17 protein-coding genes are annotated in these 21,885 nt (G+C 63.3%); 11 read left to right on the top strand and 6 right to left on the bottom strand.

Annotation, left to right across the window (positions count from 1 at the left end; all coding sequences use genetic code 11):
* Positions 1 to 101: 101 nt before the first annotated feature.
* Positions 102 to 782, top strand: a complete 681-nt coding sequence (locus Q8L25_RS14960; RefSeq protein ID WP_308925728.1) for a type 1 glutamine amidotransferase domain-containing protein — start codon at positions 102 to 104, stop codon at positions 780 to 782.
* Between the two features lie 34 nt (positions 783 to 816).
* On the opposite strand, the gene Q8L25_RS14965 is transcribed toward Q8L25_RS14960, so the two are convergent.
* The gene (locus Q8L25_RS14965) at positions 817 to 1,512 is read right to left on the bottom strand and encodes a glutathione binding-like protein (protein ID WP_308925561.1); all 696 of its coding nucleotides are present in this window, start codon (positions 1,510 to 1,512) and stop codon (positions 817 to 819) included.
* 129 nt (positions 1,513 to 1,641) lie between these two features.
* Between Q8L25_RS14965 and Q8L25_RS14970 the strand changes: the two genes are divergently transcribed.
* A complete protein-coding gene (locus tag Q8L25_RS14970) occupies positions 1,642 to 2,529 on the top strand; it encodes a LysR substrate-binding domain-containing protein (protein ID WP_308925562.1) in 888 nt (295 codons plus the stop codon).
* Between the two features lie 34 nt (positions 2,530 to 2,563).
* Here Q8L25_RS14970 and Q8L25_RS14975 read toward each other — a convergent pair whose 3' ends face one another.
* Both Q8L25_RS14975 and Q8L25_RS14980 read right to left on the bottom strand, forming a co-directional pair.
* The gene (locus Q8L25_RS14975; RefSeq protein WP_308925563.1) at positions 2,564 to 3,961 is read right to left on the bottom strand and encodes an NAD-dependent succinate-semialdehyde dehydrogenase; all 1,398 of its coding nucleotides are present in this window, start codon (positions 3,959 to 3,961) and stop codon (positions 2,564 to 2,566) included.
* A 95-nt stretch (positions 3,962 to 4,056) separates the two neighbouring features.
* A complete protein-coding gene (locus Q8L25_RS14980; protein ID WP_308925564.1) occupies positions 4,057 to 4,881 on the bottom strand; it encodes a helix-turn-helix transcriptional regulator in 825 nt (274 codons plus the stop codon).
* A gap of 265 nt (positions 4,882 to 5,146) precedes the next feature.
* Between Q8L25_RS14980 and Q8L25_RS14985 the strand changes: the two genes are divergently transcribed.
* Together Q8L25_RS14985 and Q8L25_RS14990 are read left to right on the top strand one after the other, a co-directional pair.
* On the top strand, positions 5,147 to 6,634 hold the full coding sequence (locus Q8L25_RS14985) for a SulP family inorganic anion transporter (RefSeq protein ID WP_308925565.1): 1,488 nt from the start codon (positions 5,147 to 5,149) through the stop codon (positions 6,632 to 6,634).
* Between the two features lie 2 nt (positions 6,635 to 6,636).
* Positions 6,637 to 7,128, top strand: coding sequence for a hypothetical protein (locus Q8L25_RS14990; RefSeq protein WP_308925566.1), 492 nt, complete (start codon positions 6,637 to 6,639; stop codon positions 7,126 to 7,128).
* On the opposite strand, the gene Q8L25_RS14995 is transcribed toward Q8L25_RS14990, so the two are convergent.
* Positions 7,129 to 8,358, bottom strand: a complete 1,230-nt coding sequence (locus Q8L25_RS14995; protein WP_308925567.1) for a hypothetical protein — start codon at positions 8,356 to 8,358, stop codon at positions 7,129 to 7,131.
* 108 nt (positions 8,359 to 8,466) lie between these two features.
* Positions 8,467 to 9,300: a helix-turn-helix transcriptional regulator gene (locus Q8L25_RS15000; protein ID WP_308925568.1), complete on the bottom strand. Its 834-nt coding sequence runs from the start codon at positions 9,298 to 9,300 to the stop codon at positions 8,467 to 8,469.
* Positions 9,301 to 9,427: 127 nt separating this feature from the next.
* Between Q8L25_RS15000 and Q8L25_RS15005 the strand changes: the two genes are divergently transcribed.
* Positions 9,428 to 10,648, top strand: coding sequence for an FAD-dependent monooxygenase (locus Q8L25_RS15005; RefSeq protein WP_308925569.1), 1,221 nt, complete (start codon positions 9,428 to 9,430; stop codon positions 10,646 to 10,648).
* A gap of 12 nt (positions 10,649 to 10,660) precedes the next feature.
* Here the strand turns inward: Q8L25_RS15005 and Q8L25_RS15010 are convergent, their stop codons facing one another.
* A complete protein-coding gene (locus tag Q8L25_RS15010) occupies positions 10,661 to 12,343 on the bottom strand; it encodes a methyl-accepting chemotaxis protein (protein ID WP_308925570.1) in 1,683 nt (560 codons plus the stop codon).
* A 379-nt stretch (positions 12,344 to 12,722) separates the two neighbouring features.
* On the opposite strand from Q8L25_RS15010, the gene Q8L25_RS15015 reads away from it, so the two are divergent.
* The 6 genes from Q8L25_RS15015 (at position 12,723) to Q8L25_RS15040 (ending at position 21,809) form a co-directional block, all read left to right on the top strand.
* Positions 12,723 to 14,873: a TonB-dependent siderophore receptor gene (locus Q8L25_RS15015; protein WP_308925571.1), complete on the top strand. Its 2,151-nt coding sequence runs from the start codon at positions 12,723 to 12,725 to the stop codon at positions 14,871 to 14,873.
* Positions 14,874 to 14,914: 41 nt separating this feature from the next.
* The gene (locus Q8L25_RS15020; protein WP_308925572.1) at positions 14,915 to 15,856 is read left to right on the top strand and encodes a LysR family transcriptional regulator; all 942 of its coding nucleotides are present in this window, start codon (positions 14,915 to 14,917) and stop codon (positions 15,854 to 15,856) included.
* 34 nt (positions 15,857 to 15,890) lie between these two features.
* A complete protein-coding gene (locus Q8L25_RS15025; RefSeq protein WP_308925573.1) occupies positions 15,891 to 16,961 on the top strand; it encodes a nitronate monooxygenase in 1,071 nt (356 codons plus the stop codon).
* 178 nt (positions 16,962 to 17,139) lie between these two features.
* Positions 17,140 to 20,211 (top strand): formate dehydrogenase-N subunit alpha, encoded by a 3,072-nt coding sequence (gene fdnG / locus Q8L25_RS15030; protein WP_308925574.1) that lies wholly within the window; start codon positions 17,140 to 17,142, stop codon positions 20,209 to 20,211.
* Positions 20,212 to 20,224: 13 nt separating this feature from the next.
* A complete protein-coding gene (gene fdxH / locus Q8L25_RS15035) occupies positions 20,225 to 21,151 on the top strand; it encodes a formate dehydrogenase subunit beta (protein WP_308925575.1) in 927 nt (308 codons plus the stop codon).
* Complete coding sequence (locus Q8L25_RS15040; RefSeq protein ID WP_308925576.1) at positions 21,138 to 21,809, top strand: formate dehydrogenase subunit gamma; 672 nt, start codon at positions 21,138 to 21,140, stop codon at positions 21,807 to 21,809. The genes fdxH and Q8L25_RS15040 overlap by 14 nt, the downstream gene beginning before the upstream one ends.
* Positions 21,810 to 21,885 lie beyond the last annotated feature (76 nt).

Here is a 21,885-nt window from a genome sequence, read left to right on the forward strand (position 1 = left end):
CAGTCCGGGCATGTCATTTGATCCGCTTTTTTTACATTATTTGTAGACGACCAGTCTAATATTTTTTAATTTTTAACTTTCTTTGGAGTAAAGACATGAGCATGAAAAAAGTACTGATGGTCCTGACCTCGCATGACACGCTGGGCAACACCGGCCGCAAGACCGGCTTCTGGCTGGAAGAGCTGGCCGCGCCGTATTACGTGTTCAAGGATGCCGGCATGGACATCGTGCTGGCCTCGCCGGCCGGCGGCCAGCCGCCACTGGACCCGAAAAGCAATGAACCGTCGTTCCAGACCGAAATGACGCACCGCTTCGAGGCCGACGCGGCAGCGACGGCGCAGCTGGCCTCCACCGTGCGCCTCGATACCGTCGACCAGGCCGACTTCGACACCGTGTTTTACCCGGGCGGCCACGGCCCGCTGTGGGACCTGGCCGAAGACCGGCATTCGATCGCGCTGATCGAAGCCTTTGTCGCCGCCAACAAGCCGGTGGCGCTGGTCTGCCACGCACCGGGCGTGCTGCGCCACGTCAAGGCGGCAGATGGCCGGCCGCTGGTCGAAGGCAAGAAGGTGTCGGGCTTTACCAATACCGAAGAGGAAGGCGTGGGTTTGACCGACGTGGTGCCGTTCCTGGTCGAAGACGAACTCAGGAAACTGGGCGGCGATTATTCGAAGGGACCGGACTGGGCTTCCTACGTGGTGCGCGACGGCTTGCTGATCACGGGCCAGAACCCGGGTTCGTCGGCCGCCGCCGCCGCGCTGCTGCTCCAGCAAATCGCCTGACCGGCCTTGCGGGCCAGCTTGCCATGGTCCGGTCTCACGGGGTAGCAATCCCCTTGATCACCGCCGGGCGCTCCACGAAGCGCGCCAGCGCCCGCTGCACATTCGGATAGTGTTCGGTGCCCAGCAACTCGGCCGCTTCGTAATAGCCGCCGAGGATGCGTACCCAGGGAAAAATCGCGATATCGGCGATCGTGTATTGCTCGCCCATGATCCAGTCGCGGCCCGTCAGGCGCTGTTCCAGCACGGCCAGCAGCCGCTTCGCTTCCGTCACATAGCGCTGCAAGGGACGCTTGTCCTCATACTCTTTGCCGGCAAAGCGGTGAAAGAATCCCACCTGGCCGAACATCGGCCCCACGCCACCCATCTGGAACATCAGCCACTGGATGGTTTCATAGCGCAGCGCCGGGTCCGCAGGCAGGAATTGTCCGGTTTTTTCCGCCAGGTACAGCAGGATCGCGCCCGACTCGAACAGCGCCAGCGGCTTTCCGTTGGGGCCTGCCGGGTCTATGATGGCGGGAATCTTGTTGTTGGGATTGAGTGACAGGAAGGATGGCGACAGCACGCCGTCCTGGTCCAGGGTAATGCGGTGCGCCTCGTAAGGCAGCCCGGTTTCTTCCAGCATGATGGAGACCTTGACGCCGTTCGGCGTGGCCAGCGAATACAGCTGGATGCGCTCAGGATGGGCTGCTGGCCATTTTTCGGTAATGGGGAAGTGGGAGAGGGCGTGCATGGTTGCCTTGATATCGGAAGGAATGGATGAGGTGTTTCCATTCTCGCCGATGCCGGCCGCAGCGTGAAGTACTGTTCCTGACAAAGTGTTTGAACCCAAGGTAAAGAATCATGACGGCACCGGCAGGCAATGGATAAACTGAAATGCATGGAAGCGCTGGTGAATGTCGTCGAGGCGGGCAACTTCACACTGGCGGGCAAGAAACTGGGCATCACCACCGTGATGGTCGGCCGGCAGATACGCCAGCTGGAAGAGCTGCTGGGCACGCGTCTGCTCAAGCGCAATACCCGCAAGCAAAGCCTGACCGACGCCGGCCTGCTATTTTATCGCCGCGCCACGGAAATCCTCGACCAGGTGGCCCGCGCCCAGGAAGCGGTGCAGGATGTGGATGCGGAACCGAGCGGCAAATTGCGTGTCGCGGCGCCCGTATCGATGGGCGGCACGCTGATTGCGCCGCTGATCGTTGCCTACCAGCAGCGCTATCCGCAAGTGGAGATCGAACTGGTGCTGGCGCATGCCATGGTCGACCTGATCGAGGAGGGCGTCGACCTGGCGGTGCGCGTGGGCACCTTGCCCGATTCCGGCCTCGTGGCGCGGCCCTTGCGCCCGTACCAGAACCTTGTCTGCGCCTCGCCCGCCTATCTGGCGCGCCATGGCACGCCGCGCGAGTGGCGCGATTTGAAAGACCACCGCTGCCTGGTGCATCAGTCCTGGCAGCCCGAATGGATGGCGGCGGATGGCAGCGTGCTGACGTGGCCCAGCCAGCAGGCGTTCTCGGCCAACGACGGCCAGGCCCTGCGCGCCGCCGCGCTGGCTGGCGCCGGGCTGATACTGCAACCCGAGGTGATGCTGGCCGAGGACATCCGCAGCGGCAAGCTGGTGGTGGTGCTGGAACACTGCGCGCCGCCGCCGCTGCCGGTGCACCTGCTGTATTTGCAGGACCCGTATCCGCGCCGCCGGCTGGCCAGCCTGGTCGGTTTCCTGGTGGCGCAGCTGGGTGCCGCAGCAGCGGCGTGATGACTGTTGGCGGCCGCAATCGGCTTGCCGCCAATCAGCCGACCGTCTTGGCCCACACCGTCTGCGCATTGGTAAATTCACGCAAGCCGAAGTGCGACAGTTCGCGCCCGTAGCCGCTCTTCTTGACGCCGCCGACGGGAATGCGGGCGTTGGTGGCCGGGTAGCCGTTGATAAAGACGCCACCGGTTTCCAGGCGCCGCGCGATGCGCTGGGCACGTTGGACATTGCTGGTCCACAGGCTGCCGCCCAGGCCGTAGTCGCTGGTATTGGCCAGCTCGATGGCGTGCTCGGCGTTGTCGGCCACCGTAATGGCGGCCACCGGCCCGAAGGTTTCCTCGTCGAAGGCGGCCATGCCGGGCAGCACGCCGGTCAGCACGGTCGGCGCATAGTAGTTGCCCGGCCCGTTGACCTTGTGACCACCGAGCGCGAGGGTGGCGCCGGCCGCCAGCGTGCGTTCGACCTGGCCATGTAACTCATCGCGCAGGTCGCCGCGCGCCATCGGGCCGATGGCGGTGGCGGGATCGAACGGATCGCCGGCCCTCACTTGTTGCGCGGCGGCGATGAATTTGCGCGTGAATTCCTCGGCGATCGGCTGTTCCAGGATAAAACGCTTGGCCGCCAGGCAGACCTGGCCGGCGTTCTGGAAGCGCGCTTCGATGCCGGCTTTGACCGCCAGGTCGAGATTGGCGTCGGCCAGCACGATAAAGGCGTCGGCGCCACCCAGTTCCAGCAGGCTTTTCTTGAGCGCCTTGCCGGCCGTGGCGGCCACGGCGGAACCGGCGCGCATGCTGCCCGTCAAGGTCACGGCCGCGATGCGCGGGTCTTCAATCACGCGCGCCACCGTGTCGTTATCGGCCACCAGGTTGGCAAACAGGCCGGGCGGAAAGCCGGCCGCTTCATAAGCTTGCTGCAGCGCATAGGCCGAGCCCATCACATTCGGTGCGTGTTTCAGCAGAAAGCCATTGCCGGACAACATGATCGGACCCGAGGCGCGCACCACCTGCCACAGCGGGAAATTCCACGGCATCACGCCCAGCACGGTGCCGACCGGCAGATACGACACGTAAATCTGGTCGCCGCCGTCGGCCGCCACCGCTTCGTCGGCCAGGATGGCCGGGCCGTTGTCGGCAAGCCAGTCGAGGGTGGCGGCGCATTTCTCGACCTCGCCGCGTGCCGCCGCAATCGTCTTGCCCATTTCAGTGGTGATCAGCGCGGCCAGCGTTTCCGAACGCTCGCGCAGGATGGCGGACAGGCGGCGATACGCGGCCACGCGCTCGTGCATCGGCGTGGCGCGCCACAGGCGGAAGGCGGCGGCGTTGGCGTCGAGCAGCAGCTCGATCTGGGCCGGCGTCTGGCTGGCATAGGTGGCGATCAGCTCGCCGGTGGCGGGGTTGCGTGAAGTGGCGCCGGCAGCGGTGGTCGAAACGGACATAGCAGTACCTCCATGATGGTTGGGCGGCGCACCGGGCGCCGCGATGAGCATCAGTGTAGGCAGGCCGGGCGGGGCGAAGAAGGCGTGTTGTTATCCTATGACCGTGAGTCCCTGGCAGCGGGCCGCGGAATATACGTGACCAGCGACAGGTCCGGCCGCCCCTGGGGTGTGAGGGAGACATAGGTGAATTCCAGGGTCTGGCCATTCGCGTCGCGCAGGCGCTTGCGGCCTTCATCGAAGCCCTTGACGTCGCTGCCTTGCCACCAGTCGCGAAATTCCGGGCTCTGCCCGGACAGCTCTTCGACCAGGCTGTCGAAGGGCGCGGCCTGGTCCTGCCCTTGCGCCTGCGCCTGGGCGCGGTTGGCGCGGAAGGTGCAAAGCATGCCGCGTGCCATTTGATCCCAGTCGAGGATGCGGCTGCGGTAGGGCTGGTGCAGGAACAGCAGGCGCAAGGTGTTGCGCTCGTGCGGCGCCAGCATGCCGTAATCGATGAACAGCGCGGCAACCGCGTCGTTCCAGGCCAGGATGTCGAGGCGGCTGTTGCGCACATAGGCCGGGATCGGATCGATGGCGCGTACCAGCAGTTCGAGGCCGGCGCTGACGGCGCCGCCGGCGGCGATGGCGGGCGGTTCGAGCGAACTCAGGGCGAACAGGTGGGCCGCCTCCACCCGGTTCAGTTTGAAGACCTTGGCGATGCGTTGCAAGGCCTCGGGCGAGGGCTGGATATCGCGCCCCTGTTCCAGCCAGGTGTACCAGCTGACGCTGACGCCGGCCAGCACGGCCACCTCTTCCCGGCGCAGGCCGGGAGTGCGGCGGGGTCCTTCGGGCAAGCCGAATTGCTGTGGTTGCAGGCGGGCACGACGGCTGGAGAGAAAGGCGCCAAATTCGCGCCGCTGTTCGGAGGTGGGCCGGCTTGCCATCGATTTTTCTCTCTTCTAATTAAATGTTTGCCGCTATTGTCGGATATTTTTGACGATGCTGGCTGGGCCGGGCAATCTTGTATAATCCGAAGCTGGCCCAGCAGCGCCGCCCGGCGCGCGGTTTATCGTCCCATTCCGCCATACCGATGTAGTCATTGACCTTCCAACTGATGCCCACACGCCGGTTTCCCCTGCGAAACTGATGCCTGCTTGCGCCCGGATGCGCCGCACCAGGCCGCTCTCAATGTTTTAACTGGATGGTTCAATGATCAACGCACCGTTTCGGGCCGAATGGTTCCCGAATATACAAAAGAATTTTCTTGCCGGCCTGACTACCTCGTTCGCGCTGGTGCCCGAGTGCATCGCGTTTGCCCTGGTGGCCCAGCTCAATCCGCTGATGGGCCTGTATGGCGCCTTTATCATCTGCGCCATGACGGCCGTGTTTGGCGGCCGGCCCGGCATGATCTCGGGCGCGGCCGGCTCGATGGCGGTGGTGATCGTGGCGCTGGTGGCCCAGCATGGCGTGCAATACCTGCTGGCGACCGTGGTGCTGAGCGGCATCATCATGGCGCTGTTCGGTATATTGCGTTTGGGGAAACTCATTCGCATGGTGCCGCATCCGGTGATGCTGGGCTTTGTGAACGGCCTGGCGATCGTGATCGCCATGGCGCAGCTGGAACACTTTCGCCAGAATACGCCGCAAGGCCATGGCTGGCTGCAGGGCACGCCGCTGGCCGTGATGTGCGCGCTGGTGGCGCTGACCATGGCCATCGTCTACCTGCTGCCGCGTTTGACAAAGGCCGTGCCGCCGGCGCTGGTGGCGATACTCGGCGTGGGCGTGCTCAGCTATGCACTGCAACTGCCGACGCGTACCCTGGGCGACCTGGCGCATATCGCCGGCGGCCTGCCGGCCCTGCATTGGCCCACGGTGCCGTTCAATGGCGAGACCTTGCGCATCATTTTCCCGTATGCGGCGCTGATGGCGATGGTGGGCTTGCTGGAAACCTTGCTGACGTTTAACCTGACCGACGAAATGACGGAAACGCGCGGCCAGCCGAATCGCGAATGCGTGGCGCTCGGTGCGTCGAACGTGGTGTCGGGCCTGTTCGGCGGCATGGGCGGTTGCGCCATGATCGGCCAGACCATGATCAACCTGAGTTCGGGTGGCCGCTCGCGCCTGTCGGGCCTGACCAGCGGCGTGATGATTTTATTGTTTATCCTGTTCCTGTCGCCGCTGATCGAGCGCATTCCGCTGGCCGCGCTGGTGGGCGTGATGTTCGTGGTGGCGCAGGAAACGTTTGCCTGGGGGTCGCTGCGCGTGCTGGGCAAGGTGCCGAAACAGGATGCGCTGGTGATCGTCGCTGTCACCATCATCACCGTATTGACCGACCTGGCAATGGCGGTGGTGTGCGGCATCATTATCGCGGCGCTGAACTTTGCCTGGCAACATGCGCGCGAGATGCGCGCCGATATCGATGACAGTACGGCCGGCGAGCGTGTGTACCTGCCGCACGGCACCCTGTTTTTTGCCTCGACCGCGCATTTCCAGGAACTGTTCCAGCCGGCCACCGACCCGGCGCGCGTGGTACTCGATTGCAAGCATCTGCATATGGCCGACCATTCGGCGATCGCCGCGCTGGAAAGCCTGTATGAACGCTACGACCGGGCCGGCAAGCATCTGCAAGTGCGGCATCTGTCCAAGCGCAATGAAGCGCTGCTGGCGCGCGCCGGCGTCGATGTAGGCATGGCCTGAACATGATTAATGTGATTGAAGAAGAGGTGGCGATGCTGTCGCGTGAACAGGAAGAACAATTGCAACGCAGCCTGGCGGCGTTCGATATCTATTACGACGAGCTGGGCGGTGCGTTGGTCGGCTTTGTCGAGCGCCTGGGCATGCAGCCGGCGCATGAAGTGCTGGGCAATGCGGCCGAATACCTGCCGTATATCGATGCGGCCATGCGCACGATTGCCATACGCGATGAAAGCTGGCAATGGGTGAAGACCATGCTTGGCTACTTTATCGGCGAATATTTCGTGCAGACCCATGCCGGTTGCTGGTACGTGGAAACGCGGCCCCAGTCGCCACATTTCTGCCGCACCATGGTGGGCGGCTTTGAGACGGGCCTGCCGCTCGACGCCGCCATCGAGCCCGAGGCGCTGGCGCTGGCCTTCCTGGCCCAGCCTTTGCCGCGCGAACTGGCCAGCCTGGTCAGCGACACCGAAGCGAGCCTGGCCGCTCAACACTGATTATTTGTTCATGACTTTGGTGCCCCATATCTCGTCGTAATCGGCATTGTGCGCCCGGGTAAAACCTGCTGCGTCGCTGCGGCCTTCGTCGACCTGCTTGCCGTCGCGCGAGATGAGGTAATGGCGGTTGCCCGCATCCTGCTTGCCCTGGTAAGTGAGCTGCACACGGTATACCGCCTTGCTTTCTTCGGCTACCGGTGCCGGCCTGGCCTGCGTGGCGGCGGTGCGCACGGACTGTATTTGCAACAGCGGCGTACCCTGCTGCGGCCGCGATGCCAGCCACTGCGTGAAAGCGGCGTCCTGCTCGGTAGTCAAGGTATCGGATTCGGGCCAGACGTACAGGAACGTCACCGGCGTAGCAGGTGATACGCTGCTGGCCGGCAAGCGCCATTCCACGATGCGCTTGCTGCTGCCTGCCAGCGTGCGCAGGGTCAGCAGGCTGGCGTTCGGATGCAATGCCTGCTCCGTCAGCGGGCTGCCCGGCGTGCCGCCGGCCAGTTCCGCCAGCACCAGCCGTTGGTTGTCCGCTTCCAGTGCGTTCAGCGACAGCGCGCGCAGGTAGCGTGTGCGCAGGCTGAAGCGATAAGGAGCTCCTTGCAGCATGAACTTGCCTTCCGTGCGCGTGGCCTCGTGCCAGCCGGGCAGGGGGTACAGCTTGACCATGCCGTGCATGACGCAAAAGCCATCCTGTGCCTGCCGTGCCGGAGGGAACGGTGTGCTGCCGACATCGCTGGCCGCCAGGATTTCCCTGGCGCGTTGTTCCGTCACGTCCTGCAAACGGCTGACAGCGCTCTTCCTGAAGCGCATGGTGGTGCCGTCGCGATGGATAAAGCCGGTGACCTGCACCACGTTCGGATCGAAGGGCTGCTGGTCTTCTTCGCGCGCGACGATCAATACGCCTTCGTGATGCGGCAATGTTTCCACCGGTTTCAGCAGTTGCCGCACGCGCGCGCCGTCGACGCTCGCCTGCGCAGCGAGCACGCGCAGGCGATAGCTGGCTGCGTCTTCGCGCCAGGTGTCGATATCGCCCCAGTAAAATTGCGTGGTGCCACCGAGGAACTGCAAGGGCTCTTGTGAGGTAACGGCCAGGCGGCCGATGCAGTAGCCAGGGCCGGTCGACGCAGTTGACGTGGCGTTGCTTTGCTGGCGCGGCGAGGTGCCGCAACCTTGCAGGATGGCGGCGCCCAGCAGCATCAGTGGCAGGGCCAGGCGGTTGACGGACAGGTGCACGGCGCTTCCTTCAAAAAGATCGAAGCGCGATTGTAGCGGCGACGCTGCCTTTCCCGCTGTTACCCGGATATCGTGGCTTGCGTTGGACAGTGGTCGTGCGCTGGCGCATCATCCGTTCGATTGCAAGTAGCGCCCCGGCGTTTCGCCCAGAATTTTACGGAACATGAGCACAAAATTACTCGCGTTCTCGTAGCCCAGGCCGTCTGCGACATCCTGTACCGTCGCGCCCCTGGCCAGCCATTGCAGGGCGAGCAGGATATGAATTTGCCTGCGCCAGCGTCCGAAACTCATGCCGGTTTCTCTGGAGACCAGGCGCGAGAGAGTGCGCGCACTGATGTCCATCCGGTGTGCCCAGGAGTCGATGCTTCCCGGAGCGGAGGGATTCGCCATGATCCACTCGACCAGTTTGCGCAGCCGCTTGTCTGTCGGCATGGGCAAATGAATTTGCCCGGGCTGCGCCAACGCCATTTCGTCGAGAAGCAAGGTCATCATGCGTGACGCCATGCCGCCTTCCTCATAGCGCATCGGCAATGCCGCTGAACGGATGACCAGCTCGCGCAGCAGCGGCGTGGTCGGCAAGGTGCAGCAATATCGCGGCATCGCGTCGCCCACGGAAGGATCGACATAGACCACGTAACACTCGACCGTGCCGGCCGTCTCCATGCGATGGAGCACGCCGCCAGGTACCCAGATGGCGCTTCCCGGCGGCACCAGCCAGAAGCCGCCGGCGACCTCGCAGGTAAGCACCCCACGCAGCCACAGCAGGAACTGACCTTTGCGATGGTGGTGGAAGTGCGCTTCCTTGCCGCTGTCGATCAGGGGCCGGCCGTCGGGGCCCGTGGCCGCCATGTCCAGGCCGGCGGCGCCGACGGTCATCACGGGCCGCGGCACGGTATCCGGGTCTTCCCAGTCGATGGAGATGGCGTCGCTGAAAACAGGCATCGGGAACTTTCAAACAGGTCGGATAGGTGTGGCAAGAATTCAATATAACATGGCAAGTCTGCTCCTTGTGGCCAAGACAGTGCCCACCTAACATGGATGCTCAATTACAAGCATGAGAGCTGACACGATGGACGCAACGAAGAAAATCCTGATCTGCGGTGGCGGTATCGCCGGCCCGGCATGTGCATGGTGGCTGGTCCAGTACGGCTACTCGGTGGTCATTGTCGAAAAGGCCAGTGCCTTCAGGGATGGCGGGCAGAACGTCGATGTGAAGGGCGCCGGGCAACAGGTCATCAAGTTGATGGGGTTGACGGAACAGATCGCAGCACGTGACACGCTGGAGTGCGGACAGAAGTGGCTGGACGCGGCCGGCAAGGTGGTGGCCGTTTTTCCCAAGGGGAGCATCGGTGGCCTGACCAGCGATTTCGAAATCCTGCGCGGCGATTTCGCCCGTGTCTTGTTCGATGCGACGCGCGACAGGTGCGAATACCGTTTTGGCACGTCCGTTGATGCCATTGAAGAAATCGAGGATGGCGTGCGCGCAACCTTTGCCGACGGCAGGGCAGAGGAATTCGCGTTCGTGATCTGCGCCGATGGTCTGGGCTCGTCAACCAGGGACCTGGCGCTGGCGGATGAAACGCGCATGCGCTACCTCGGCGCTTACATGGCGTTTTTCAAGATTCCCCGGCGTCCGGAAGACGACTTCTGGGCCTGTTCCGTCAACGGCATCGGCGGAACGATGATCAACCTCAGGCCTGGTGGCCCCACGGAGACGACCGTCCTGATGACCTTTCCGGCCAGTGAGCCCGACCCGCAGAGACCGCCGCAGCAGTCACGGCGCGACATGCTGCGTGCCGCGTTGGAGGGGCGCGGCACGGTGGCCGATCGAATCATCGCCGAACTCGGCGCGGTACAGGACTTCTACTTCGGACCGATGAGCCAGGTGCAGGCATCCGCCTGGTCGAAAGGCAGGCTGGTGTTGCTGGGCGACGCGGCACATTGCCCCACGCCGTTCACGGGCAAGGGCACGGCCCTGGCGCTGGTGGGCGCCTATGTCCTGGCGGGAGAGATCAAGCAATGCGCGACCCACACCCAGGCTTTCCAGGCGTATGAGCGCCTCCTGCGGCCGTATGCCGAGCGTTCACAGCGGGAGCTGAGTCCCCGGCTGATTCGGCTCATGCACGTCAAGACGCGCTTCGGGATCTCCGTCGCGCGCATCCTGCAACGGTTCTTCGGCAGCTCACGCATCCAGGCGCTGTTGAAACCAGGCGCCGCGGCCAAGGTTCGCAAGATCGACGAGGACTTCGCGCTGCCGCGCTATGACCTGGACCGGCGGCTGGTGGACTGAAGATGTAACTTGTCAGAACTCTTCCCACTCGCCTTCGCTGCTGCTGGCCTTCGGCTTGCTGCGCTGTGCCGGCAAGCTCAAGGCAGGGGCAGGGGCTTTCTTCGCTGGCGCTGCGGAAACGGCTGGCCGGCTGGCGCGTGCCGGCGCCGCTGCACCGGTGTCGAGACGAAATACGCTGACCACCTGCGCCAGTTCGCTGGCCTGTTCCTGCATCGCTTCGGCGGCGGCCGAGGCTTCTTCCACCAGCGCGGCGTTCTGCTGGGTAACCTGGTCCATTTCGGAAATGGCTTGATTCACCTGCTCGATGCCCGCGCTTTGCTCTTCGCTGGCGTTGCTGATTTCGCTCATGATGGAGGTGACAAAGCCGATGCTTTGCACGATTTCTTCCATCGTGCGGCCGGCCTTGTCGACCAGGCGCGTACCGGCGTCGACTTTTTGCACCGAGTCGTCGATCAGGCCCTTGATCTCCTTGGCGGCTGCGCTGGAACGTTGCGCCAGGTTGCGCACTTCGGTGGCCACCACGGCAAAGCCGCGGCCCTGCTCGCCGGCGCGCGCCGCTTCCACGGCCGCGTTCAAGGCCAGGATATTGGTCTGGAAGGCGATGCCGTCGATGACGGAAATGATGTCGACGATTTTCTTCGACGAGGCATTGATGTCGCCCATGGTCAACACCACATCGGCCACCACGGCGCCGCCGCGGCTGGCGATATCGGCCGCGTCGCCGGCCAGCTTGTTGGCCTGGCGTGCGTTATCGGTATTCTGCTTGACGGTCGAGGTCAGCTCTTCCATCGATGAGGCCGTCTCTTCCAGCGAGCTGGCCTGCTGCTCCGTACGCGAGGACAGGTCCATATTGCCGGCGGCGATCTCGGACGATGCCGTGGCGATGGTGTCGGTGCCGCTGCGTACTTGGCCGACGATGGCCACCAGGCTGTCGTTCATGGTTTTCAGGGCATGCATCAGCTGGCCCGTTTCGTCGCGGCTGGCTACCAGGATAGTGCTGGTCAGGTCGCCGGCGGCCACGGTTTCGGCCACCTTGACGGCGGCGCGGATCGGATGCGTGATCGAACGCGTGATGCGCCAGGCAAACACAACGCCCACCACGATGGCCAGCAGGCCCAGTTCGATCAGCAGGGTGCGCGTGCTGGTGTAGGTGTCCATGATGCTGTTGGCGACGCCATCTGCGGCGGCGATCTGCATCTCGGAAAAGCGTTTCACTTCCGCCAGGTAGGCGGTGGTGATCGGCGTGACGTCCTTCTCGAACATCCGCTTGGCGCCGTCGAAATCGCCATCGGCTTTCAGCTGGAAGGCACGGCCGCGCACGGTGACATAGTCGATGCGCACCTTGCGCACCACCTGGAACTGTTCCTTGACGGCGGGGTTGCGCAGCGATGCGGCGATCTGGTCCTGCAGCTGGCTGGAGCGCTCGGCGTGGACTTTCAGCTCCTGTTCCATCTTGGCGCGCGCCACCGGATCGCTCATCTCGAACGTGGCGACGCCGCGTACGCTGTTGATCTCGATGATCTTGGCCCATTCGGCCACCATGCGCTGGTTCTTGATGCTGGTATGGATCAGGCGATAAGTCAGGTCGCTGGCCGTTTGCATGCGCACGATGGCGGTCACGGTCAAGGCGGTCAGCAACAGCAATACAATGGCAAAGCCGACGCCGAGGCGCCCGCCGATGTTCAGGTTTTTCATGGTGGTCCTAACAGTTCAGTAATCATGATCGCCGCCGCCAGCAAGGGCGGACAGGCGCCGCAAGGCGCAGGGGATCGGGGTCTTCGGGTGCCGCGTGGTTCGTTGCGGCAAGCCACATCATGCGTGGCGATGGAGGTGTAGCCAAGGGAGCGGCGATCTGATAAATCGTCTCCCGACAAGCGGCGAGTATAGCATTGATGTAGAGAAATAGTTTTTCAAAGCAATTTAAATGGTATTTTGATACTGGTTTGCTGTCGTTTATTTACCTCAAGTGGCCTGTCTATAAGTACTGTTACTTACATTTTCCTTACTTTGCAGAACGGCTGCTGTTAATATTGTCTTGAGAATGCTTCTCATTCAAATAAATAACAGGAAATCTATGCAACCGCGCAACAAACCCGTTCTTGCACGCATGACCATCGCCTTGTTGGGCGCATTTGCTGGCGCGGCATTACCACCACTTAGCTTGGCCCAGGACAGCTTGCCGGCCGTCACGGTCACGGCCGCGAAGGATGGCGCCGGCTACGTTGCGCCCACCTCGGGCAGCGCCACCAAGACGGAAATGGCCTTGCGCGACGTGCCGCAGACCATCAATGTGGTGCCGGCCGCCGTGATCCGCGACCAGCACGCGCTGTCGATCCAGGACATCATGAAGAATATTCCGGGCGTCGGGCTGTCCACCGGCGATGGCCAGCGTGACCAGGTCTTCATCCGCGGCTTCACGGCCATCGGCGACCAGTTCGTCGATGGTTTCCGCGACGATGCGCTGTATTTCCGCGACCTGTCGAATGTGGAGCGGCTCGAGGTGATCAAGGGACCGGCGGCCGTGCTGTATGGCCGTGGCTCGTCGGGCGGCCTGGTCAACCGCGTCAGCAAGAAGCCGGGCATTGACGTGAGCGACGTGGCGCTGAGCCTGACCAATACGGCGGGGCGCCGGGGCGAGATCGATGTGGGCCGCGCCGGTGAAGACGTATCGTGGCGAGTGACGGGTGCGCGTGAACTGGCCGACAGCTACCGCGAGCAGCAGTTCCTGGATCGCACGGCGCTGGCGCCATCGGTGGCGATCCGCCTGTCCGCCGCCACGCAACTGCTGCTGCAGGGCGACTACCTGGAAGACCGCCGCCTGACCGATTTCGGCATTCCTTCCTACCAGGGCCGTCCGGTCAGCGTCGATGCCCGCACCTATTATGGCGCGGCCAATGCGCGCGATGCCGATTTCAGCCAGTCTCGCGTGGTATCGACTTCCGCCACCCTGACGCACAAGTTCAGCGACACGCTGTCGCTGCGCAATGGCTTCCGTTACTACGATTACCACCTCGACCGCAACAACACGAATATCTCGGGCAACGTCAATGAGGTGCGCGCCACCATGAACCTCGGGCATGCCAAGCTCAACCGAGACGAAAGCGGCTGGTTCAACCAGACCGAGCTGACGCAAAAGCTGGTCACGGGCAGTGTCCGCCATGAAGTGCTGTACGGCGCGGAATTCGGTACGCAGGGCAAGGATGCCAACAGCTGGGCATCGACCGTGGTGGCGACCAATGTGGCTATTGTCCACCCCGTGCTGCCGCGCGTCGATCGCACCAAACTGGGCGTGCGCAGCGACACCTTCGGTACCTATGACACGGCCGCCGCCTATGTGCAGGATGCGCTGACCTTCAGCGAAGAATGGAAGGCGCTGGCCGGCCTGCGCTACGACCGCTACGGGCAGAAGTCGCGCCTGGTCAATGCGGCCGGCGCCACCACAGCGAATTTGCAGCGCACCGATGCCGACTTCAGTCCGCGCGCCGGCCTGGTCTGGCAGCCGGGCGCCACGCAATCCTATTACGCCTCGTGGAGCCGCTCGTTCCAGCCCAGCGGCGAAAATTTCGCGCTGGCCGCCAACAATGCCGACCTGGCGCCCGAGTCGACGCGCAACACGGAAGTGGGCGCCAAATATGACTTGCTGGGCGGCCGCGCCAGCGCCACGGTGTCCTTGTTCCGTCTCGAGCGCGACAATATCAAGACCAGCGATCCCATCACCAATCGCATCGTGCCGGTCGGCACGCAGCGCACGGATGGCCTGGAACTGAGCTTCAATGCCGACCTGCGCGGTGGTTGGCGCATGACGGCCGGCTATGCCTGGTTGGACGCCACCATCACCGATTCCATCGCCGTCGACCGCAGCGTCAATACGCCGGGCGCCACCACCGCCAGTGCGGTCGCCGTCAAGGGCAAGCGCGCCACCCTGACGTCGCGCCAGACAGCCAATTTCTGGCTCACCAAGGATCTCGGTGGCGGCTTCACGGTGGGCGGCGGCGCCAATGCCGTCGGCAGCCGCTTTGCCAATCCGGGCAACACGGTGGTCTTGCCTGGCTATGTAACGGCCGACGCCATGGCGGCTTACCGTACCGGCAAGTATGAAGTGCAGCTGAACGTCAATAATCTGGGCGACACGCGCTACATCGTTTCAGGTCATGGCAGCAGTCCGAACCTGAGCTTGCCGGGCGCGCCGCGCAATGTGGCGCTGACCTTGCGCTACAGCTTGTAGTTGTTCATGGGATACTGGCGTTTTGAACGCCAGTGACCGCCATGGATTCCACCGACCTTGCATTTTTCGCCGCCGTGGCGCACGGCGGCAGCGTCACGCGCGCCGCCGCCCGGCTGGGCACGGTGCCGTCGAACGTCACCCAGCGCATCCAGCGGCTGGAGCAGCAACTGGGCGTGCCGCTGTTCTACCGCCACGGACGCGGCATGACACTGAGCGGTGCCGGTGAACGCCTGCTGCCGTATGCCGCGGCCATCGCGCACACCCTGGCCGAGGCGGGCAAGGCGATGCAGGCGGGAGCCGAGCCGGCCGGGCCGCTGCTGATCGGCGCGATGGAAACCACGGCCGCGCTGCGCCTGCCCGACATGCTGGTGTGCTACGCCGTGGATTTTCCCGAGGTCGACCTGACGTTGCGCACCGGGACCTCGCAGCAGATGCGCGACGCCGTACTGGCGCGCAGCCTGGATGCGGCGCTGGTGGCCGCCACCGTGATCGACCTGGCCGCCCAGCCCGAACTGCTGGCGGAACCGGTCGGCGTGGAAGAGCTGGTGCTGGTGACGGCACCGTGGGTCAGCGTGTTCGGTCCGGCCAGTATCTGGAGCAATCTGCAGGACACCAAGCTGATCGTGTTTCGCGACGGCTGCTCCTACCGCGAACTGCTCGAATCCGTGATGCGGCGCCGTGGCACGGCCCGCTTGCGCGTGATGGAACTCGGTTCGCTCGACGCCATCCTCGGTTGCGTGCGCGCCGGCATCGGCATCAGCCTGCTGCCGCGCGCGCTGGTCGAACCCTTGCTGCTGGATAACAGCCTGGCCATGCATGTGGTGCCCGATGGCGCGGGCACGGTGGAAACCTTGTGCGTGCGCCGCCGCGACGGTTTCGTGTCGGCCGCGCTGGCGGCGTTCCTGCAGCGCGTGCGCCAGCAGTTCGACCATTCGGTATTGGTGACGCCAGCGTTGCCGCTGGCAGAAAGCCCGCTGGCATAGTCTAATGGGGCAGACCCCTGACGAAAGGACCGCCATGACGAACACTCTTCCTGACCAACGCATCACCAGTTTGCTGGGGGTGGCACTGCCCGTGATCCAGGCGCCGATGGTGGCGGCCGCCATGCATGAGGTCGTCATCGCCGTGGCGCAGGCGGGCGGCCTCGGCTCGCTCGCCTGCGCCGGACTCGACGCGCAGCAGATCCGCGCCGAGATGCAGGCGATTCGCGCCGCGACCGACAAGCCCGTCAACCTGAACTTCTTTTGCCACGTGCAGCCTGAAGTGGACGCCGCACGCGAAGCGGCCTGGCGCGCGCACCTGGCGCCCTATTATGGCGAGCTGGCCATCGATCCGGCGCTGCCCATCCCCACCTCGGTGCGACATCCGTTTGGCGAGGAAATGTGCGCGCTGGTGGAAGAGCTGCGCCCCGGCGTGGTCAGCTTTCACTTCGGCCTGCCGGCGCCCGCACTGCTGGCGCGGGTCAAGGCGAGCGGCGCGGTGATCCTGTCGTCGGCCACCACCGTGGCGGAAGCCGTATGGCTGGAGCACCACGGTTGCGACGCCATCATCGCCCAGGGCTGGGAAGCGGGTGGCCACCGCGGCATGTTTTTGACAGACGATATCGATGCGCAAGTCGGCACCTTCGCCCTGGTGCCGCAGATTGCCGACGCCGTCAGGCTGCCCGTGATCGCGGCCGGCGGCATTGCGGACGCGCGTGGCGTGCGTGCGGCGCTGGCGCTGGGAGCCTCGGCGGTGCAGGTGGGCACGGCTTATCTGCTGTGTCCGGAAGCGCGCACCTCGGCCATCCATCGCGCCGCGCTGGCGCAGGCGCGCGACGACCAGACGCGGCTCACCAATGTGTTTACGGGGCGGCCCGCGCGTGGGATCGCCAACCGGCTGGTGACGGAGAGGGGGCCGATGAGTTCGCTGGCGCCGGCCTTTCCGCTGGCCGGCGGCGCCTCGTTGCTGCTCAAGCAAAAGGCCGAGGCGCAGGGCAATGGCGACTTCAGCCTGCTGTGGTCGGGCCAGGCGGTGCGTCTGGCGCCCATCTTGCCGGCCGGCGGATTGACCTTGCAACTGGCGGCGGCGGCGGGGTTTATTGCTTAAAAGAAACCATAATTTAATGTGAAGAAATATTGTCTATCAGTAATCTTGATCTCTTGATGCAGCCCCATCGGTGATTGAGGCGTAAAATACAGTCATATGGCACAAGCATGTTGCTTATATCTTATCAATATGAAGCTGCCATGATCTTTTTATTTTACTCACCTCATAGAGGCCTGATATGGTTCAGATGTCAAGGCGCCAGTTCCTCAGGGTAACTGGCGCGACCATTGCCGGCTCCAGCCTCGCCATGCTCGGTTTTGCACCGGGCCAGGCGCTGGCGGAAGTGCGGCAATACAAGCTGTCCCGGACCACCGAGACACGCAATACCTGTCCTTACTGTTCGGTAGGATGCGGGGTCCTGTTGTACGGGCTGGGCGATGGCGCGAAAAACGCCGTCTCCAGCATCATTCACGTGGAAGGCGATGCCGATCACCCCGTCAATCGCGGCACCTTGTGCCCGAAAGGCGCCAGCCTGATCGACTTCATCCACAGCCCCAATCGCTTGAAAGTGCCCGAGTACCGCGCACCGGGTGGCACCGAATGGCAACCGATCTCCTGGGATGTGGCGCTCGACAAGATCGCGCGCCTGATGAAGGATGACCGCGACGCCAACCTGATCGAAAAGAATGCCGACGGCAAGACCGTCAACCGCTGGCTTTCCACCGGCATGCTGGCCGCGTCCGCCGGCAGCAACGAAGTAGGGTATTTGACCCACAAGACAGTGCGCAGCATGGGGATGCTGACCTTTGATAATCAGGCGCGTGTATGACACGGACCGACGGTGGCAGGTCTTGCCCCGACGTTTGGCCGTGGCGCGATGACGAATCATTGGGTCGATATCAAGAATGCCGATGTGATCCTGGTCATGGGCGGCAATGCAGCAGAAGCACATCCTTGCGGATTCAAATGGGTCACGGAAGCGAAGGCGCATAACAAGGCCAAGCTGATCGTGGTCGATCCGCGTTTTACCCGTACCGCATCCGTGGCAGATTACTACTGCGCCACGCGTACCGGCACGGACATCGTCTTCCTCGGCGCGATCATCAACTATCTGCTGACGAACGACAAGATCCAGCATGAGTACGTGCGCAACTACACGGACATGCCGTTTATCGTGCGCGAAGACTATGCCTTCGAAGATGGCCTGTTTTCGGGTTTCGACAAGGAAAAAGGCAAGTACACCGACAAGGCCACCTGGGACTACGAAATCGGCGACGATGGTTACGCCAAGGTCGACCCGACCCTGGAACACCCGCGCTGCGTCTACCAGATGATGAAGAAGCACTACGCGCGCTACACGACCGAAATGGTCGAACGCACGTGCGGCGTGTCGCCTGAGAAATTCCACAAAGTGGCGGAAGCACTGGCCTCGACCGCCGTGCCCGGCCGCGCCGGCACCATCCTGTATGCGCTGGGCTGGACCCACCATTCGACCGGTGCGCAGACCATCCGCACGGGCGCCATGGTGCAGCTGTTGCTGGGCAATATGGGCATCGCCGGCGGCGGCATGAACGCCTTGCGCGGCCACTCGAACATCCAGGGCCTGACCGACCTGGGCCTGATGTCGAACCTGCTGCCGGGCTACATGACCCTGCCGAACGAGTCCGAACAAGACTTCGATGGCTATATCGCCGCGCGCGCCACCAAGCCGCTGCGGCCGAACCAGCTCAGCTACTGGAGCAATTACCGCAAATTCCACGTCAGCTTTATGAAGACGTGGTGGGGCGACTTTGCCACGGCGGAAAACAATTACGCCTTCGACTACCTGCCGAAACTCGACAAGCCGTACGACCTGATGCAGGCCATCGAGCTGATGCACCAAGGCAAGATGACCGGCTATATCTGCCAGGGTTTCAATGTGCTGGCGTCCGCGCCGAACAAGCAGAAGGTCACCGAGGCGCTGTCGAAACTGAAGTTCCTCGTGATCATGGACCCGCTGGCGGTGGAAACGGGCGAATTCTGGAAGCCGCACGGCCAGTACCACGAAGTCGATCCGAGCAAGATCATGACCGAGGTGTTCCGCTTGCCGACCAGCTGCTTCGCCGAAGAGCGCGGTTCGCTGGTCAGCTCCTCGCGCGTGCTGCAGTGGCACTGGCAGGCGGCCGAACCGCCGGGCCAGGCGCGCAGCGACCTGGAGATCATGTCGGGCCTGTTCCTGCGCATGCGCACCATGTACCAGAAAGAGGGCGGCAAGTTCCCGGACCCTATCGTCAACCTGACGTGGAATTATGCGCAGCCGCATAACCCGCAGCCGGAAGAGATCGCTCGTGAATTCAACGGCAAGGCGCTGGCCGACCTGTACGATCCGAAGGACGCCACCAAATTGTTGGTGAAAAAGGGCGAGCAGCTGGCTTCGTTTGCGCAGCTGCGCGACGATGGCACGACCTCCAGCGGTTGCTGGATTTTCGCCGGCAGCTGGACGCAGGCGGGCAACCAGATGGGACGGCGCGACAACAGCGACCCGACCGGCATCGGCCAGACTTTGGGCTGGGCCTGGGCGTGGCCGGCCAACCGCCGCGTGCTGTACAACCGCGCTTCCTGCGACCTGAAGGGCAAGGCCTTCGACCCGACCCGCAAGTTGATCGAGTGGAACGGCACCAACTGGAGCGGGGCCGATATTCCCGACTTCAAGGTCGACGAACCGCCGGAAAACGGCATGGGGCCGTTCATCATGCTGGGCGAGGGCGTGGCGCGTTTCTTTGCGCGCGGCGCCATGGCCGAAGGGCCGTTCCCCGAACATTACGAGCCGTTTGAAAATCCGCTCGGCTACAACCCGATGCATCCGAAAAACCCGCAGGCGACCAGCAATCCGGCCGCGCGCGTGTTCGCCGATGACCGGAAAATGTTCGGCACCCATGAGGAATATCCGCATGTGGCGACCAGCTACCGCCTGACCGAGCATTTCCATTACTGGACCAAGCATGCACGCCTGAACGCCATTATCCAGCCGCAGCAATTCGTTGAAATCGGCGAAGAGCTGGCGAAAAGCATCGGCGTGGTGGCCGGTGGCGAGGTCCGCGTCAGTTCCAAGCGCGGCCATATCATCGCCAAGGCCGTCGTCACCAAGCGCATCAAGGCTTTGATGATCGAGGGCAAGCAGGTGCATACCGTTGGTCTGCCGTTGCACTGGGGCTTCACGGGCGTGGCCAAGCCGGGGTATCTGATCAATACCCTGACACCGGGCGTGGGGGATGCGAATTCGCAAACGCCGGAATTCAAGTCCTTCCTGGTGAAGGTGGAAAAAGCATGATGGGAGCTCAATAATGGCACTGCAATCCTTAGATATCCGGCGCCTGTCCGCCACCACCGTTACCCCGCCGCAGGCGAGGACGCCGGTGACGGGCACGGTCGCCAAGCTGATCGATGTGTCGAAGTGCATCGGCTGCAAGGCTTGCCAGACGGCGTGCATGGAATGGAACGACTTGCGCGATGAAGTCGGCGAAAACCATGGCACCTACGACAATCCGACCGACCTGACGCCGCAATCGTGGACGGTGATGCGTTTTGCCGAACACGAAAGCAACGACGGCAACCTGGAATGGCTGATCCGCAAGGACGGCTGCATGCACTGCGAAGACCCGGGCTGTTTGAAAGCCTGCCCGGCGCCGGGCGCCATCGTGCAGTACACCAACGGCATTGTGGATTTCCACCAAGAAAACTGCATCGGCTGCGGCTACTGCGTGGCCGGCTGTCCTTTCGACGTGCCCCGCATTTCGAAAAAGGACGACCGCGCCTACAAGTGCACCTTGTGTTCGGACCGCGTGGCCGTCGGCCAGGAACCGGCCTGCGTGAAGACCTGTCCGACCGGCGCCATCGTGTTCGGCACCAAGGAGGACATGAAGGTGCATGCGGAAGAGCGCATCGTCGACCTGAAGTCGCGCGGCTTTGAAAACGCCGGCCTGTACGATCCGCTGGGCGTGGGCGGCACGCATGTGATGTATGTGCTGCACCATGCCGACAAGCCGCGCCTGTACTCCAACCTGCCGGACCGGCCGCGGATCAGTCCGATGGTCGGCTTCTGGAAGGGCTGGTCCAAGCCGCTGGCGGTGGCCGGCATGGCCGCGACGGCGCTGGCCGGCTTCTTCCACTACACGCGTGTCGGTCCGAACGAGGTGAGCAAAGACGAAGAGCACGAGGCACTGGAAGAGGCCAACCGCATCCGGGAGGAGGAACAGCATGAGCCACGTTGAACATCATGATGACAAGCTTCGCGACAAGGACGGCAATCCGCTGATACAGCGCTACAACCCCAATGAGCGCACGAATCACTGGATCACGGCGATTACCTTCGTGATGCTGGCCTTGTCGGGCCTGGCCATGTTCCATCCGTCGATGGCGTGGCTGGCGCTGCTGTTCGGCGGCGGGCAATGGACGCGCATCCTGCATCCGTTTGCCGGTCTGGTGATGTTTGTCTCGTTCGCGATCCTGGTGGTGCGTTTCTGGCACCACAACAAGTTCGAGGACGGCGACAAGCAGTGGCTCAAGCAGATCGATGACGTGCTCAACAACCGCGAAGAAAAGCTGCCGAAGATCGGCAAGTACAACGCCGGCCAGAAGATCCTGTTCTTCGTGCTGCTGTTCTGCATGTGCGGTCTGCTGCTGTCGGGCATCGTGATCTGGCGCGCGTATTTCGCGTTCTATTTCCCGATTCCCGTCATCCGCGCCGCTGCCTTGCTGCACTCGGTCTGCGCGTTCGGCATTATCTGCTCGATCATCGTGCATATCTATGCCGCCCTGTGGGTCAAGGGCTCGATCGGCGCCATGGTGCGCGGCACCGTCACGTATGGCTGGGCGCGCAAGCACCATCCTAAGTGGTTCGAGGCGGTGATACGCAACGACAAACACTAGGGTTTGCCGCTTTAACCCGAGTGCAAGAACTGGGGTCAGTCGCAACGGACTGGCCCCGTTCTTTTTATCGATTAAA

It is taken from the genome of Janthinobacterium sp. J1-1 (assembly GCF_030944405.1).
In the GTDB taxonomy this organism is placed as follows: Bacteria; Pseudomonadota; Gammaproteobacteria; order Burkholderiales; family Burkholderiaceae_D; genus Janthinobacterium.